The 13,947-nt window shown below is 55.8% G+C and carries 13 protein-coding genes and 2 riboswitches; of the genes, 7 read left to right on the top strand and 6 right to left on the bottom strand.

The genetic code is table 11. The annotated features are described in order from the left end of the window. Positions 1-11 precede the first annotated feature (11 nt). The 5 genes from BF12_RS0103795 to thiC all read left to right on the top strand — a co-directional run bounded on the left by BF12_RS0103795 (position 12) and on the right by thiC (position 6,505). Positions 12-1,367: a PQQ-dependent sugar dehydrogenase gene (locus BF12_RS0103795; protein WP_024951114.1), complete on the top strand. Its 1,356-nt coding sequence runs from the start codon at positions 12-14 to the stop codon at positions 1,365-1,367. A gap of 149 nt (positions 1,368-1,516) precedes the next feature. Further along, positions 1,517-2,323: a TIGR04283 family arsenosugar biosynthesis glycosyltransferase gene (locus BF12_RS0103790; protein WP_084487960.1), complete on the top strand. Its 807-nt coding sequence runs from the start codon at positions 1,517-1,519 to the stop codon at positions 2,321-2,323. A gap of 43 nt (positions 2,324-2,366) precedes the next feature. After that, positions 2,367-3,107, top strand: coding sequence for a TIGR04282 family arsenosugar biosynthesis glycosyltransferase (locus BF12_RS0103785; RefSeq protein WP_169734504.1), 741 nt, complete (start codon positions 2,367-2,369; stop codon positions 3,105-3,107). A gap of 82 nt (positions 3,108-3,189) precedes the next feature. Then, positions 3,190-3,327, top strand: a riboswitch (TPP riboswitch). Positions 3,328-3,455: 128 nt separating this feature from the next. Continuing rightward, positions 3,456-4,115, top strand: coding sequence for a thiaminase II (gene tenA / locus BF12_RS0103780; protein ID WP_024951111.1), 660 nt, complete (start codon positions 3,456-3,458; stop codon positions 4,113-4,115). A 129-nt stretch (positions 4,116-4,244) separates the two neighbouring features. Next, positions 4,245-4,387: riboswitch (TPP riboswitch) on the top strand. A 138-nt stretch (positions 4,388-4,525) separates the two neighbouring features. Further along, entirely contained in the window at positions 4,526-6,505 is a 1,980-nt protein-coding gene (gene thiC, locus BF12_RS0103775) for a phosphomethylpyrimidine synthase ThiC (protein WP_024951110.1), read from the top strand. 112 nt (positions 6,506-6,617) lie between these two features. Here thiC and BF12_RS0103770 read toward each other — a convergent pair whose 3' ends face one another. The 5 genes from BF12_RS0103770 to BF12_RS0103750 form a co-directional block, all read right to left on the bottom strand. Beyond that, complete coding sequence (locus BF12_RS0103770) at positions 6,618-6,896, bottom strand: peptidylprolyl isomerase (RefSeq protein ID WP_024951109.1); 279 nt, start codon at positions 6,894-6,896, stop codon at positions 6,618-6,620. Positions 6,897-6,975: 79 nt separating this feature from the next. Beyond that, entirely contained in the window at positions 6,976-7,482 is a 507-nt protein-coding gene (locus BF12_RS0103765) for a hypothetical protein (RefSeq protein ID WP_024951108.1), read from the bottom strand. Between the two features lie 201 nt (positions 7,483-7,683). Then, the gene (locus BF12_RS0103760) at positions 7,684-8,085 is read right to left on the bottom strand and encodes a phasin family protein (protein WP_024951107.1); all 402 of its coding nucleotides are present in this window, start codon (positions 8,083-8,085) and stop codon (positions 7,684-7,686) included. Positions 8,086-8,360: 275 nt separating this feature from the next. Further along, the gene (locus BF12_RS0103755; protein ID WP_024951106.1) at positions 8,361-9,608 is read right to left on the bottom strand and encodes a nuclease-related domain-containing protein; all 1,248 of its coding nucleotides are present in this window, start codon (positions 9,606-9,608) and stop codon (positions 8,361-8,363) included. A gap of 168 nt (positions 9,609-9,776) precedes the next feature. After that, positions 9,777-11,108 (bottom strand): GNAT family N-acetyltransferase, encoded by a 1,332-nt coding sequence (locus tag BF12_RS0103750; protein ID WP_246116563.1) that lies wholly within the window; start codon positions 11,106-11,108, stop codon positions 9,777-9,779. Positions 11,109-11,199: 91 nt separating this feature from the next. Between BF12_RS0103750 and BF12_RS18565 the strand changes: the two genes are divergently transcribed. Both BF12_RS18565 and pncB read left to right on the top strand, forming a co-directional pair. Then, positions 11,200-11,550, top strand: coding sequence for a DUF4190 domain-containing protein (locus BF12_RS18565; RefSeq protein WP_246116564.1), 351 nt, complete (start codon positions 11,200-11,202; stop codon positions 11,548-11,550). 184 nt (positions 11,551-11,734) lie between these two features. Next, on the top strand, positions 11,735-12,907 hold the full coding sequence (pncB, locus tag BF12_RS0103740) for a nicotinate phosphoribosyltransferase (protein ID WP_024951103.1): 1,173 nt from the start codon (positions 11,735-11,737) through the stop codon (positions 12,905-12,907). Positions 12,908-13,057: 150 nt separating this feature from the next. Here pncB and BF12_RS0103735 read toward each other — a convergent pair whose 3' ends face one another. Beyond that, positions 13,058-13,924, bottom strand: coding sequence for a dienelactone hydrolase family protein (locus BF12_RS0103735; protein ID WP_024951102.1), 867 nt, complete (start codon positions 13,922-13,924; stop codon positions 13,058-13,060). Between the last annotated feature and the right edge of the window lie 23 nt (positions 13,925-13,947).

The following is a 13,947-nucleotide window of genomic DNA, read 5'->3' as shown; positions in this document are numbered from 1 at the left end:
AGGAGACTGGAATGCCGATAGATATACGCAAGCCCAACAACTTCGGGTCACTCACCAACCCATTGCCGAGTGGCCCGTTAACAAGTGCCCTACTGCTGAGTGCTTTGTTGATCAATGCTCTGTTGATCACCACGAGCGCGCTAGCTGACGCATCCTCACCGACTTCCTCGTTGACACTCCATACTGCCGTCGATGCCCCCGAGGGCTCTCCTTCCCTCAAGTTGCCAGCGGGCGCCAGGCTCAGTCACCTGGCCGCACTCGATGGCCCGCGCATGCTGCATATCACCGCGCAAGGTGAGCTGCTGATTGGCTCCAATGCTGGCCGGGTATATCGCGGCCAACTTGCCGATGATGGCAGCCTCTCATCACTGGAAACATTGGTGAGACTGTCCAGCTACCCTCACTCAGTCGTCGTACGTGACTCCACCTTGTATGTAGCCACCACGAATGCGTTGCTGGCAGCCGACTATGCGCCGCAACGCACGCTGTCTGCGCAGGATTTTCGTCACGTGATCGAGATCCCCGGGGGTGGCGGCCATAATTCGCGCACACTAAGCACCGGGCCAGATGGTGCGCTCTATCTGGCACTGGGCATACAGGGTAACTGTTCTGATCAATATCTCGCCGGTACCGCGCCTCACTACCCTTTCAGTGAGCGGCGTGGCGGTGTGATGCGCCTTGACGAGCACAGTAAGGACCAGCCCAGATGGCAGCCTTGGGCGAGTGGCCTGCGCAACCCGGTCGGCTTGGCCTGGCAAACACTACCCCGCGGCGAGACACGCTTGCTGGCCACCAACAATGGCCCGGACCACTGGGGATATGAGCACCCGCATGAATTGCTGGTCGCCGCCACCCAACAAAGCTTTCATGGAATGCCATGGTATCAATGGAAAGATGGCAAGCCGCAGCGCGATGCCTGCATCGAGAGTGTCTCGCCACAGCCGCTGCAAGAGATATCCCGACCTCTGGCCGAGATGCCAGCACGCAGCGCCCCGATGGGTATTGCAGTTGTTCCTGAAGGACACCCGCTCTCACCTAACATGGATGTCGTGATCGCCATTCATGGTAGCTGGGGAACGGCGCCTGACGGCAAGGCATGGGGTGATCCAGCCAGCCGCCGAGCACCGCGTCTGCTGGGAGTGAAGCTGGCATCTGGCAATGAGCAGACCCAGGAACAAGACCAAGAGCAACAACACTCCGCTCTGACACCCCTGCTGACAGGGCTGCAAGACAGTACCGATGGAGCGCGCTGGATTCGCCCACTGGATGTGGCGTTTGGCCCGAACGGTGATCTCTACATGACTTCCGATACCGGCGCATCAGGTCTGTATCGCATTACGTTCCCATCACCTCATTCTGCCAATTGATCACAGCCTCCTCACATGTAGAGAAACGAGGGTTCATGCACAGCGTTTATTGTTCGATGAAGCGTTGATCGAGCGTTCTACCGTTCTGCATCCAAGCTGCTGGCACTTGCGTATGCTGCATATACAACGCCATCGCCGGAGCCTGCGCCATGACCCAGCAGACACCCTCAAGCCTGACCTCAGCAGCGACCTCTTCCGCAAACGGAAGCCACTATCCGACACGTGCACCGTGGCTGAGTATCATCATGCCGGTGCATAACGAGGCTGAGGGTATCGTGCCGGCGCTTATCGCCTTGAGTCGTCTGCGTGCAGGAGGAGATTGCGAGGTCATCGTCGTGGATGGTGGCTCGACAGATAACACTCGTGCGATGGCGGCGCCGCTCTGTGATGCCTGCCTCAGCAGTGAATCGGGACGTGCGGTGCAAATGAATACCGGGGCAGCGAGAGCGCGTGGTAAATGGCTGCTATTCCTGCATGCCGATACTCGTCTGCCAGACAACGCGCTCGCAGTGTTAGCCAACGCAATTGCCACTCATCGCCGCTGTGATTGGGGTCGCTTCGATGTCGCGATAGAAGGAGAATCTGCTTGGCTGCCACTGATTGCGCGCATGATGAATCTGCGCTCTCGCCTCACCAGCATCAGTACCGGCGATCAAGGCCAGTTCGTGCAACGCTCGACCTTCGAGGCCATTGGCGGCTTTGCCGAAATCCCGCTGATGGAAGACATATGGCTGAGCGCACAGCTCAAGCTACTGACGCCGCCGTTGAATCTTGAGTCGCAGGTAAAGACCAGCGGACGGCGCTGGGAGACACAAGGCGTCTTGCGCACCATCGTCAAGATGTGGGGCTTGCGCCTGGCGGCATGGTGTGGCGTTTCTCCTACGAAGCTGGCACGCATATATGGCTATCGCGCAGCAGCGCTGGCCAGTGACCAGCGCCAACTGCCTCATGCTTGAGTTCATCCCGTCGTCGCTGCCTGCCAGTGAAGAGGCATCAACGATGTCACACGCCACAGCCTGCCAATCTGCATGCTCGTCATTGGCGCAACCGACACTGATCATCTTCGGACGCCTGCCGGTGCCCGGTCAGTGCAAGACCCGCCTGATTCCAGCACTGGGAGCACAGGGGGCAGCACGGCTTTATTCACGCATGCTGATGAGAATGCTCAAGGAAGCGCAAGCGGCACACCTGGGCAATATCGTGCTGATGCTCACTCCGCCTCCGCAGGCGGCGCGCCTGGAAACTTCTCTCGCACCACTGATGGCTGAACTGGATCACACGCTAGAACACGAATTGATGCATGACCCTCAAGCGGCCCGCATCAAACTTGAAGCCCAGCCCACAGGGACATTGGGCGAGCGCATGCAGCAAGCCATGGCCCGCTATCTATCCCATGGTCCAGTCATGCTGATGGGGTCGGACCTGCCAGCACTGGACCGCCAGCGACTCCGCGATGCGGCGCACGGATTGGCATCACATGATGCTGTCTTGCAACCGTCAAAAGATGGCGGCTATGGCTTGATCGGATTGAATCAGCCCTGCCCCGAAGCTTTCGCATTGACTCATTGGAGCCATGCGGATGTATGTGCTGAAACGCTCACTCAGCTCACTCATGCCAAGCGAACCACCCACTGCCTGCCGGTCAGTTGGGATGTCGATGAACCTGAAGACCTTGAACAACTCACACACGATCTCCCGGCACTTATGGCGCAACTCCCTCCTGTTTCGTTGACAAGTTAAGCCCGCCAGCAGCCTCCCAAAGTCGTATATAGATCATCGCCATTTCCCCTTCCCGTAAGACGTCAGACTGTTACACTCGAGCCATAGCTTGACGGGGTGCCGGTAAACCGGCTGAGATGTCATATGCAAATACCGATAGCACTTTCGGCCTTGCATGAATGACGAGCCCGCCGAACCTGATCCGGCTAGTACCGGCGTAGGAATCAAGCGAGAAGGAACGCCGCCCGTCTGCCAGTACCCACTGGATAACTGCTTCCTTCCCGCCTCCTTCCGGTATCAGCCCGCTTGAGCGAATGCACCGCAATCACCCACAAAGGGGTAGCGGAATGCTCACAGAGGGACACGTCGATGCCTAGCTTCAAAGACCTGACCAACGCCTGCGCTGATGAGTGGTACGACTACTTGCAGCACGATTTCGTGCGTCAACTGGGTAAAGGACGCCTGCCAGTAGATGCCTTCCGTCACTATCTGCAGCAGGACTATCTGTTCCTGATCCACTTTGCTCGCGCCTGGGCCTTGGCAGCCTACAAGAGCCGTAGTCTTTCCGAACTACGTCAGGCTACCGCTAGCCTCGATACCATTCTCAATACTGAGCTTACGCTGCATATTGGCTATTGTGCCGAATGGGGTATCAGTGAGGATGACCTGAGTGAGCTTCCCGAATCCCGTGCCACACTGGCCTATACACGTTACGTTCTCGACTGTGGTCAGCGCGGTGATCTGCTTGATCTGCATGTTGCTCTTGCTCCCTGCCTGATTGGCTACGGTGAAATTGCCGAGTGGTTGCTGGATCAAGACAGTACGCTGATCGAAGACAATCCTTACGCAGACTGGATCGCGATGTACTCAAGCGATGACTTCAAGGCTGCCATGGAGTCTGAACGCGAATGGCTGGACGCTCGCCTGTCAGAAGTTTCAGAGCGACGCTTCGGTGAGTTGGTCGATGTCTTCCGCGATGCGACACGTTTGGAAATCGATTTCTGGCAAATGGGACTTGATCAAGACTGAAGCATCCTTTGCTCCCAGAGATGCCAAGAACACGACGTGAATGTTGAGAAGAGCAATGAACAGGGTGTCAGTTCCTGAATGGCAAGGTGTCTTTCGCGCGCGAAAGCTCTCTTGGCATTGAATATCTGAAGACGCTTGACGGGGTGCCGGTGGAACCGGCTGAGATCCTGCATGCAACACCTCACTGCCCTGACGGGTGAGGGTTGTCAGCAAGGGGTCCCGTGGAACCTGAACCGGTTAGGACCGGCGTAGGAATCAAGCTGATGGCATGCCGCTCCATGCGGCGCTGTCGCCTCGTATCTCATGACAGTCTTTATGACAGGTACTGGGCTAAACAGTCGTCATCCCTTCCCTACGCACGGTCTTCCCATGATGACGTCCCATGACGTCGCCCCTATGAGGAGACCTGCATGAACACTGCCCAACCTACACAAGACAAGAACGCTTATGACAAAAGTGCACCCAAGGCTCGCGCTCGTGCTGGCCGCAAGGATGGCAGCCGTCACCTGGCGCGCGAAGCGCGTGTCGATGAAGCCGCCATTGCCCCTTTGAGTGGTTCGCGCAAGATCTATATAGAAGGCTCGCGTCCGGACATCCTCGTCCCCATGCGAGAAATTTCTTGCTCGCCAACCCAGACAGCCAACGGGCTGGAAGAGAATCCGGCGATCGTCGTCTATGACACCTCCGGCCCCTATACAGATCCGGCGGTCGACATCGACATTCGCCGCGGTCTGGCTCCCCTGCGTGAACACTGGATCGAAGAACGCGGCGATACCGAGCAGCTCACGCAATTGAGCAGTGAGTACGGCCGTGTTCGCCAAGCGGATTTGCGTCTGTCTTCACTGCGCTTCGAGCTAGATCACCATCCTCGCCGTGCGCTCCCGGGCAAGAATGTCACTCAGCTCCACTATGCACGCCAGGGCATCATCACTCCCGAGATGGAATACATCGCCATCCGCGAGAATCAGCGCCGTATTGCCATGCGTGAGGAATATCAAGGTAGCGAATCTGTGGAAGCAATTCTTGGCCACCAGCATCCCGGCCATAGCTTCGGCGCCAGCCTGCCTGAAGAAATAACGGCAGAGTTCGTACGCGAGGAAGTCGCTCGCGGGCGGGCGATCATTCCTGCCAACATCAATCATCCGGAAAGCGAGCCGATGATCATCGGGCGCAACTTCCTCGTGAAGATCAACGGCAACCTGGGCAACTCGGCAGTCACCTCTTCCATCGAGGAAGAAGTCGACAAGATGACCTGGGGTATTCGCTGGGGCTCCGATACCATCATGGATCTCTCTACCGGTGCCAACATTCACGAAACCCGTGAGTGGATACTGCGCAACTCACCGGTACCCATCGGAACGGTGCCCATGTATCAGGCACTGGAGAAGGTCGATGGCGTCGCGGAAAACCTCGACTGGGAAATCTTCCGCGATACCTTGATCGAGCAAGCCGAACAGGGAGTGGACTATTTCACCATCCATGCCGGCGTATTGCTGCGTTATGTGCCGATGACCGCCAGCCGTGTAACCGGAATCGTCTCGCGCGGCGGTTCGATCATGGCCAAATGGTGCCTCGCTCATCATGAGGAGAGCTTCCTCTACACCCACTTTGGAGATATCTGCGAGATCTGCAAGGTCTACGATATCAGCCTGTCACTGGGCGATGGTCTGCGCCCGGGCTCGGTGGCGGATGCCAACGATGCTGCCCAGTTCAGTGAGCTGGAAACGCTCGGCGAGTTGACGAAAATCGCCTGGCAGCACGATGTGCAGGTGATGATCGAAGGGCCGGGGCATGTGCCGATGCACCTGATAAAGGAAAACATGGACAAGCAGCTCACCGAGTGTGACGAGGCGCCGTTCTACACACTTGGCCCACTGACCACTGATATCGCACCGGGTTACGATCACATTACATCAGGCATCGGTGCCGCGATGATTGGTTGGTTCGGCTGCGCCATGCTCTGCTACGTCACGCCTAAAGAACACCTAGGCCTACCTAACAAGGATGACGTCAAGACGGGCATCATCACCTATAAAATAGCCGCACATGCTGCTGACCTGGCCAAAGGCCATCCAGGCGCGCAGCGTCGCGACAACGCGCTCTCCAAGGCACGTTTCGAATTCCGCTGGGAAGATCAGTTCAATCTTGGATTGGACCCAGATACCGCACGCAGCTTCCATGATGAAACGCTGCCCAAGGACTCTGCCAAGGTCGCACACTTCTGCTCCATGTGCGGGCCGAAGTTCTGCTCCATGAAGATTTCTCAGGAAGTCCGAGACTATGCCAATGAACATGGCCTGACCGGCGATGCAGATAGCGTGATGACTGGCATGCAGGAGCAGGCCGAAAAATTCAAGCGTGAAGGCAGTCAGCTATATCAAGAGGTCTGATGACCAGAGACTAAAGCGCTTTTCATAACGCAAAACGCCTCGACCAATCATGGCCGAGGGCGTTTTGCTACTGTCTTGCCAACCAGTTACCAAAGGTCAAACGACCCAAGGATCAAGTGCGGCTGGTCACTTCCAGCAGGTGGTAACCGAACTGGGTCTTCACCGGGCCTTGCACGGTATTGATAGGGGCACTGAACACCACCTCATCAAATTCCTTGACCATCATGCCCGGACCGAAAGCTCCAAGATCGCCGCCGCTACGGCCGGACGGGCAAGAGGAATGCTCACTAGCGGCATCAGCAAAATCGCGACCGTTCTCGATTTCGGTCTTGAGAGCTGCACACTGTTCTTCACTGGAAACGAGAATATGACGTGCTGTGGCCTGTGCCATGACTATCACCTGTCACTGATCAAATGGTACCGCGCAAAGCGGCATGGCCTACCATTGTGGCGCAAGGTGGCGCTCGCCGCTAGCGTCCGGCACACACTCGACGCTGATATTGAAGCGCATCCAACGTGCCATTCCCGAGCAAGGCTGCCGTTGCTGCATTACATTCGGCCTCTGCCAACTGATCAGCACCCGACACCTCAGCCCATTGAATATTCCCCACGCTGGGGCGATAACCCAATGCTGCGTTACAGGTCATACGCGTGAGGCTAGCGTGGCGTTGTGAAGGCAAGGCAGGTGGATTAGCCGTCATTTCCTGACAGGATGCTGAAAATAGCTTACTGGCCGCCTGACTGCATCTTGTATGCAGCGTTGCGTTCTGGATTTTTTCAGCACATACCGAGTCATCGATCACTCGCCAATGGAGAGTATCAAAATCAACACTCTGCCCCTGATACTGCATTTCAATATGCTGACGCTGGAGTCCAGCGGTATCCGAAATATGGCTAGTAGCACCTTCACTCAATTGACCGCTCACCCCAGCCACCGTATCCATAAGCGCAGCAAAAACAGCACTGATAGGGTCCATTGCACACTCCCTGTGTCAAGACTCTCAGTATCAAGAAGACGCTTAATGTTAGCTCTTCTCATCAAATTCTGATCACGAGATGATACGTCTATTGGACAATAGCGTAGTCACTCAAATACCAGACACACAAACACCCACCCGGAAGACCGGATGGGTGTTTTATACAGCTCCCTCAATCGAGAGCTGTTGAGCAGATGTCGCTTACTTGGCGGACTTCTGCATGGCCTCAGAAGCGGACTTGGCATTGGTTTCAGCCATTTCCTGCCCTTTCTTGGCATTGGTTTCAGCCAGCTCTTGGCTCTTCTTGGCGAAATCCTGATTCAGTTCGACGACTTTCTGAGTGTCGTTCTGCAGGCGCTCACCAAGCGTCTTGACGGTTTCCTGCTGTTCCTTGACAAAGTTTTGCAGGCCTTCGCTGTCCTTGACTTCAAGCAAGGCACGCGCCTGTGCCATGGAGGCATCAGCATAAGACTTGGTCAGTTCCATCTGGGCGCCAATCAGCTTTTCGCTGTAATCAATGCTTAGAGCACTGAAAGCGCGCAGCGGGGACATGAACATATCATCGAACTGCTTGGTGGACTTATCGAAATTGGCATTGAACATGTGGCACCCTCCAGGGTTTTGGCATCACGCTGAAATGAATCCGGAGCTATGCTCCTTCGGCTATCAGGATTGAACCAAGCTTGTGCGCTATTGCGACCGAGCCATCACTATCAAGCCTTCACTGATAAATAGTGCTCTCGACCAGGTTCCATCCTCGCTGCAATGCAGCATAAGCCACTATTTGCTGCACCGCAACATTATGATGCCAGTATTTCTGTATCCGCGATGTTTCGTCTTCCCCTGATCTGATCCTTGCCAAGAATCAATGCCCTCCCTCATACCTGCTCGCGGCAACGCTCACATAGTAATCGTCCGTCCAACATCTCGTTCTGACCCGGTTGCTGGCATAGCGCGATGCTGTCATTGGACAGCCAGCGACGACACTCATCACAGCGCGGCAGTCCTTCAACATCCTGTGACGAATGTTGCAGATGCTTGGCATATGAATCAGCGCCCTCGAGGGCATCGATATCAGAATGAGAAGACTGCCGACAGCGCGCCGCTTGAAGCCCACGAGCCCCAAGGGGGTGCAGTTCAGCTGTTCTCGGTATCGATGAAGTAGGCTTGAGTGGAGATACCGGTGAACCTGCAAACTCTTGCCTGGGCTTGATGTCTCGATCGGCAGGCTGTGCCGCTACCGAGTCGCTACGTTCACTGGAAGGCTCATTCAAAGCAGCAGGCGTCCAACGATACTCAGAAGCCACATCATTAGCGCGCGGGCCAATCGAGGAGTGCTGCTGGTCTGGCGTCAAGCCAAGCCTCACCGGCCAATCAATCGTTGAGGCGACATGCTGGGCGGCAATCGCATGCCCCAGACGTCGTAAACGACGCTTATCAATACGATGCGTAAAACTACGCAAACGTGTGATAGGAGCCGTCCGGCCACTCACCTGCAGACACTGCTGCCTGAGGCGCGACAGCGACACCAGCGCACGGCTATCAACAATATCTTCTGGAGGACGACTTGCCTGAGCCTCTTCTGCGATCACGACCCGGTACAGCAGCTGAGGTTGGAGCGTCATTCCCATGCGTAACGGCAACAGACCGCACGCTTCCATCCAATCCCGAAAGACGCGACGCTGCTCTGCAATTGCCAGCAGTGGAGAAGGCGTTAAAAGTTGCTCCTGAGAGTCACTAGCAGCGTCTTCACCTTGACTCACCTCGTCATTACCTTCGGTGTGCGCCAGCAGCTCACCAAATGAGGTAATGGCAAGCTGAAGATCAAAGCACGATGCATCCAGCACCCAAGCCTGCATAAGGCAATTGACGAGCAGGTGATCGATCTCGATCACATTATCGCCATGCCCAAGCCTCAAATCATGTAATACGACCCAGTCATCGCGCGCCCCAAGCAGTGAATCCAGCTGCGTAGCAAGCGTACGGCGGCGAGTCTGACGAGCACGCATCATGCGTAGCGTCTGTAATACCTGACAGCGCTCACTGACAGTAAGGGCAGCATCCTGAGCCAGCACCTCAAGTACCAGGACGTCATACTCCCTTGAATCACATTCCTTGATCAGCATGGGAGCCTCTGAAATTAGAATATTAAGATATAACTCAGTATAGCTCCCCATCAGCAAACTTTCTTGCCTTGCAGCAGGCCGACAATATCGACTCGGCATTAGATGAATCGAGTCATGTCAGCGTACTGCCACCTCGATGCAAGGAAACTCAAGGGATAAAATCTTGATCTACGCTCGTTTTATCGAACCAACACTGCCCTTATCGACTAGCAACTCATCTTGTCGGTAAGGCAGCATATCGGTCACCTGCTGACGTGCCTTGGCTATCCAGCGCACTTCCTCTTCGACAGCTTCCGTCACTGCTTCTTGTAGGCCCGGGTGGGCCAGCCAGTGCAATGACCAGGTATCGTAGGCTGAAAAGCCACGACTTATCTTGTGCTCACCCTGCGTACCAGGATCAAAGCGCGTCAGCCCACGCTCCAGACAGAACTCAAGCCCCTGGTAGTAACAGACTTCAAAATGCAGACAGTCAGCCTGAACCTCACTGCCCCACCAACGCCCATACAAGCAATCACTGCCGATCAGACACAGCGCTGCGGCGACAGGTATCCGTGTTTCATCACGCGCCTGAATCAGCAACAGTGCCTCAGGCATGCTGCGTCTGAGTTGGTGGAAAAATTCAATAGGCAGATAGGGACGCTGCCCGCGCTCCATATATGTCATGCAGTAACAGCGATAGAAGGCTTCGAGATCAGCTTCGCTTATCTGCTCACCCTCAAGGCGCACCACTGAAAAGCCTTGATCGGCCACCTTGCGTCGTTCACGACGAATTTCCTTGCGACGCCGGGAACGCAAGCCATCCAGGAAAGCACTGAAGTCCTGCTCGCCCCGTGACTGCCAGTGATACTGCATGCCTGGACGCCGAATAAGATGCGGTACTGCTGCTTGCCAATCGTTGCACTCTTCCTGCTCGGCAAATAGCAGATGGAAGCCACTGTGCTCAAAGCGCCGCAAGGAACCGCCAACGTCAACCGAAGGCGCTGCACCAGCCTCAAGGTGCGGCCATAACCACTTCAACAGTGCACGCCGTGACGGCGCACCATCTCTCGTCACTAATCGCGGGCCAGCGCTCGGCGTAAAGGGAACAGCCGTCAGTTGCTTGGGATAGTAGCGTCCGCCAGCTCGCTCAAGCGCCTCAGCCCATTGTTGATCAAAGACATATTCACCGCGTGAGTGCAGCTTTAGATAGCGTAGCAATCCAGCCATCAGGCGCCCGCTTTCATCGCGTATCAACAGATGTGCCGGATGCCAACCTGTAGCAGCGATAGCCGCGCCACAGGCTTCAAGGGCCACAAGATACGCGTGTTGCAGAAAGGGGTAATCGCCACCGGCCAGGCTATTCCACTCCCGAGCAGAGATATCGCTGATAGAAGTCAGAATCTCTAGCCGCCAGCCACCCGTCTTCTCTGTGGAGTCATCAGATACCATCAAACTATCCGGCATTTCCCGCTGGGACGCATGCTTATCCACCCCATCCTCTGCTCGCCATTGCCCTGTCACCACACTCTCCTCTTGTTCTCCCTGGGGCAGACATGCCGCCCGTCCCAGGACATGCTAGTGTGTCGACATGATGCAGGACAACGAGACCGCCATGACAGACACATCGACGCCCCCCGAAGAATCATCTGCTGATCAAGCCACAAGACAGCCCTATACGCCCACACCACCCGCCCAGGATACCCATGCCCGGACCAATGCCATGGCACTGGTCGCGTTTGCATTGAGCGTACTGGGATGTTTGCTGGCGCCTGCGGCACTTGGAGCCGTTGTCTGTGGCCATATCGCACGCAGCCAGATTCGCAAGACCGGCGAAGCAGGCGACAGCTGGGCACTCGCAGGGCTAGTGCTTGGCTATCTGCTGATCGCTCTATCGCTGGCCGGCCTGCTGATATTCGGCGGGATGATGATGACCATGTTCGGTATCATGGCCTTTAGTAGCTGAGTGTCATTTGCTGACCGCGGGTTGCCAGATATCTGCGATTCAACAACCGTCTCAGCTCGTCAGCGAGCCCACCTAGCTTTCGACTCTATCTCCCGTGCCAACGGGACATGCTTGCCTTGAAGCAAGACCTGTCCCGTCAGCAATTCCGGTTCATCCGAGCCGCCTTACACTTGAGCGAGCCTCGATGTTGCACTCGATTCTCGATAACGACTTTTACAAGTTCACCATGCAAAATGCGGTGGTGAAGCTATTCCCCTATGCCCGTACCCGCTACGCCTTTATCAATCGAGGCGAGCACGCTTTTCCGCCAGGTTTTGGCGAAGCACTGCGTGTAGCAGTGGACAATATGGTCCATCTTGCACTGACAGCGGAAGAGAAAGCCTTTCTCGAGCTCCACTGCCCGTTTCTCGACCCCACCTATCGCGACTTCCTGGCCGGCTTCCGCTTTGACCCCGCCGAAATAACCATCACCCAGACCGGCGATGCGCTGGATGTGCATCTAGAAGGTTACTGGTATCGCACTATCTTGTGGGAAGTTCCGCTGATGGCACTGATCAGTGAGCTCTGGTACCAATTGGGTGGCGATCAACGTGATAACGACCAGGTGCTGCACGACAATACGCAGGCCAAGATAGAGCACTACAAGCGACTTGGTATCCGCGTCGCTGAATTCGGCACGCGTCGTCGGCACTCTTACGATGTGCACGACAAGGTTGTCGCCACACTCAAAGAGCAGGGTCGTGGCTGCTTTATCGGCACCAGCAATGTTCACATGGCACAGCGCCATGGAATCAAGCCGATTGGCACCCATGCCCATGAGTGGTTCATGTTCCATGCTGCGCGCTTCGGCTTCAAGATGGCCAATATTCTGGCGCTGGAAAATTGGGTCAAGGTCTACCGGGGAGATCTCGGTATCGCCCTATCGGATACCTTTACCAGCCGTGCCTTCTTCCGCAGCTTCGACAAGAAGTTTGCCAAACTGTTTGACGGCGTGCGCCATGACAGTGCCGATCCGATTGAATTCGCTGAAGCCACCATCCGTCACTATGAATCGCTAGGCATTGACCCCAAAACCAAGACCATCGTGTTCTCCGATGGATTGGATACTGACAAGGTCGATCGTATCGTGCGCTACTGTGCCGGACGCATCGGCATGTCTTTTGGCATCGGCACCAATTTCACTAATGATGTAGGACCGCAGCCAATGAACATGGTCATCAAGATGACCGAAGCACGCCCGGAAGGACAAGACTGGGTGCCCGTCATCAAGCTCTCCGATGTCTCCAGCAAGCATACCGGTGATCCAGATATGATTCGGCTTGCCCACCAAGTGCTCTCATTGAAAGAGCTGGACTGAATATCGATCTGGCCCTACCGATGCAAGCACGGTATATCGTGCCAAGTGCTTTACATAAACTTGAGCGTATCTACGTAAAAAGCCCACTCGGAGCAATACCGGGTGGGCTTTTGTCATTTCAAGACTCTGCCATCTACAACTCAGGCGCGCTCAGGGCTGCGGCGACGTCTTCGGAGACTTGAAGACTTCATTGAACAGGTTGAGCATCACCTGCCATGACGCTGCATCGGCTGCTGCATCATAGGCCAGCGGGAGATCGTACTTGGCTCCCTTGGCGTTGGACTCCGGATTGGTGAACGCATGCTTGGCGCCGGGATACTGAATCAGCGTTGCACGTGTATTCAGCGACTTGAAGGTCGCCAGCAAACTGTCCAATCCTTCTTGAGGTACAAGAGAATCAGCCTCGCCATTCTGAATGACGACACGGCCCGCGAAAGCCTTGGGGTCTTTCACCGCGATGCCAGGACTACCGTGGAAGCTGACAACAGCCTTGAGCGGTGCACCACTGAGCGCCATATTAAGCACTACCCCACCGCCGAAGCAGTATCCGATCGCGGCCATGCGCTCTCCATCCACCTCTGGACGTGAACGAAGCACTGCCAATGCTGAGTTGACGCTCGATTCTGCTTTGGGCCAATCGCCCATCACCGCACTGGAAAAAGCCTTGGCATCCTGCGGATGTTCCGCTGTACGGCCACCGCCATACATGTCTACCGCCATCACGACATACCCCAGTCCTGCCAACTGTTCGGCACGTTTGCGGGCATAGCTATTCAATCCCCACCACTCGTGCACAAGCAAGATGCCCGGACGACGCCCCTTTGCCTTGGCATCCCGCGCAATCAGACCGACGTGCTCTTCACCGTTAGCACGGTAGGTCACTGTTTCGGTGATGACTTGCGGGCCTTCCAGACGATTGATCAGTGGCTGATCTTCCGCAGCCAATGCCTGCCCTGCAGAAAACACCGATTGTGCAAACAGCAGAGTGCCGGCGCACCAGGTATGTAACATTCGCATCGCCTACTCCTTGTACGAGACTC

It is taken from the genome of Cobetia crustatorum (assembly GCF_000591415.1).
In the GTDB taxonomy this organism is placed as follows: Bacteria; Pseudomonadota; Gammaproteobacteria; order Pseudomonadales; family Halomonadaceae; genus Cobetia; species Cobetia crustatorum.
Note: the sequence above shows the minus strand (reverse complement) of the source record. Positions and strands in the feature narration are given on the sequence as shown.

Coding starts and splice junctions, on each gene's coding strand:
- BF12_RS0103785 (WP_169734504.1), top strand. CDS start 2,367: ATGTCACACGCCACAGCCTGCCAATCTGCATGCTCGTCATTGGCGCAA.
- BF12_RS0103755 (WP_024951106.1), bottom strand. CDS start 9,608: ATGCTGATCAAGGAATGTGATTCAAGGGAGTATGACGTCCTGGTACTT.
- BF12_RS0103795 (WP_024951114.1), top strand. CDS start 12: ATGCCGATAGATATACGCAAGCCCAACAACTTCGGGTCACTCACCAAC.
- pncB (WP_024951103.1), top strand. CDS start 11,735: ATGTTGCACTCGATTCTCGATAACGACTTTTACAAGTTCACCATGCAA.
- BF12_RS0103735 (WP_024951102.1), bottom strand. CDS start 13,924: ATGCGAATGTTACATACCTGGTGCGCCGGCACTCTGCTGTTTGCACAA.
- BF12_RS0103760 (WP_024951107.1), bottom strand. CDS start 8,085: ATGTTCAATGCCAATTTCGATAAGTCCACCAAGCAGTTCGATGATATG.
- BF12_RS0103770 (WP_024951109.1), bottom strand. CDS start 6,896: ATGGCACAGGCCACAGCACGTCATATTCTCGTTTCCAGTGAAGAACAG.
- BF12_RS0103765 (WP_024951108.1), bottom strand. CDS start 7,482: ATGGACCCTATCAGTGCTGTTTTTGCTGCGCTTATGGATACGGTGGCT.
- BF12_RS18565 (WP_246116564.1), top strand. CDS start 11,200: ATGACAGACACATCGACGCCCCCCGAAGAATCATCTGCTGATCAAGCC.
- BF12_RS0103790 (WP_084487960.1), top strand. CDS start 1,517: ATGACCCAGCAGACACCCTCAAGCCTGACCTCAGCAGCGACCTCTTCC.
- thiC (WP_024951110.1), top strand. CDS start 4,526: ATGAACACTGCCCAACCTACACAAGACAAGAACGCTTATGACAAAAGT.
- tenA (WP_024951111.1), top strand. CDS start 3,456: ATGCCTAGCTTCAAAGACCTGACCAACGCCTGCGCTGATGAGTGGTAC.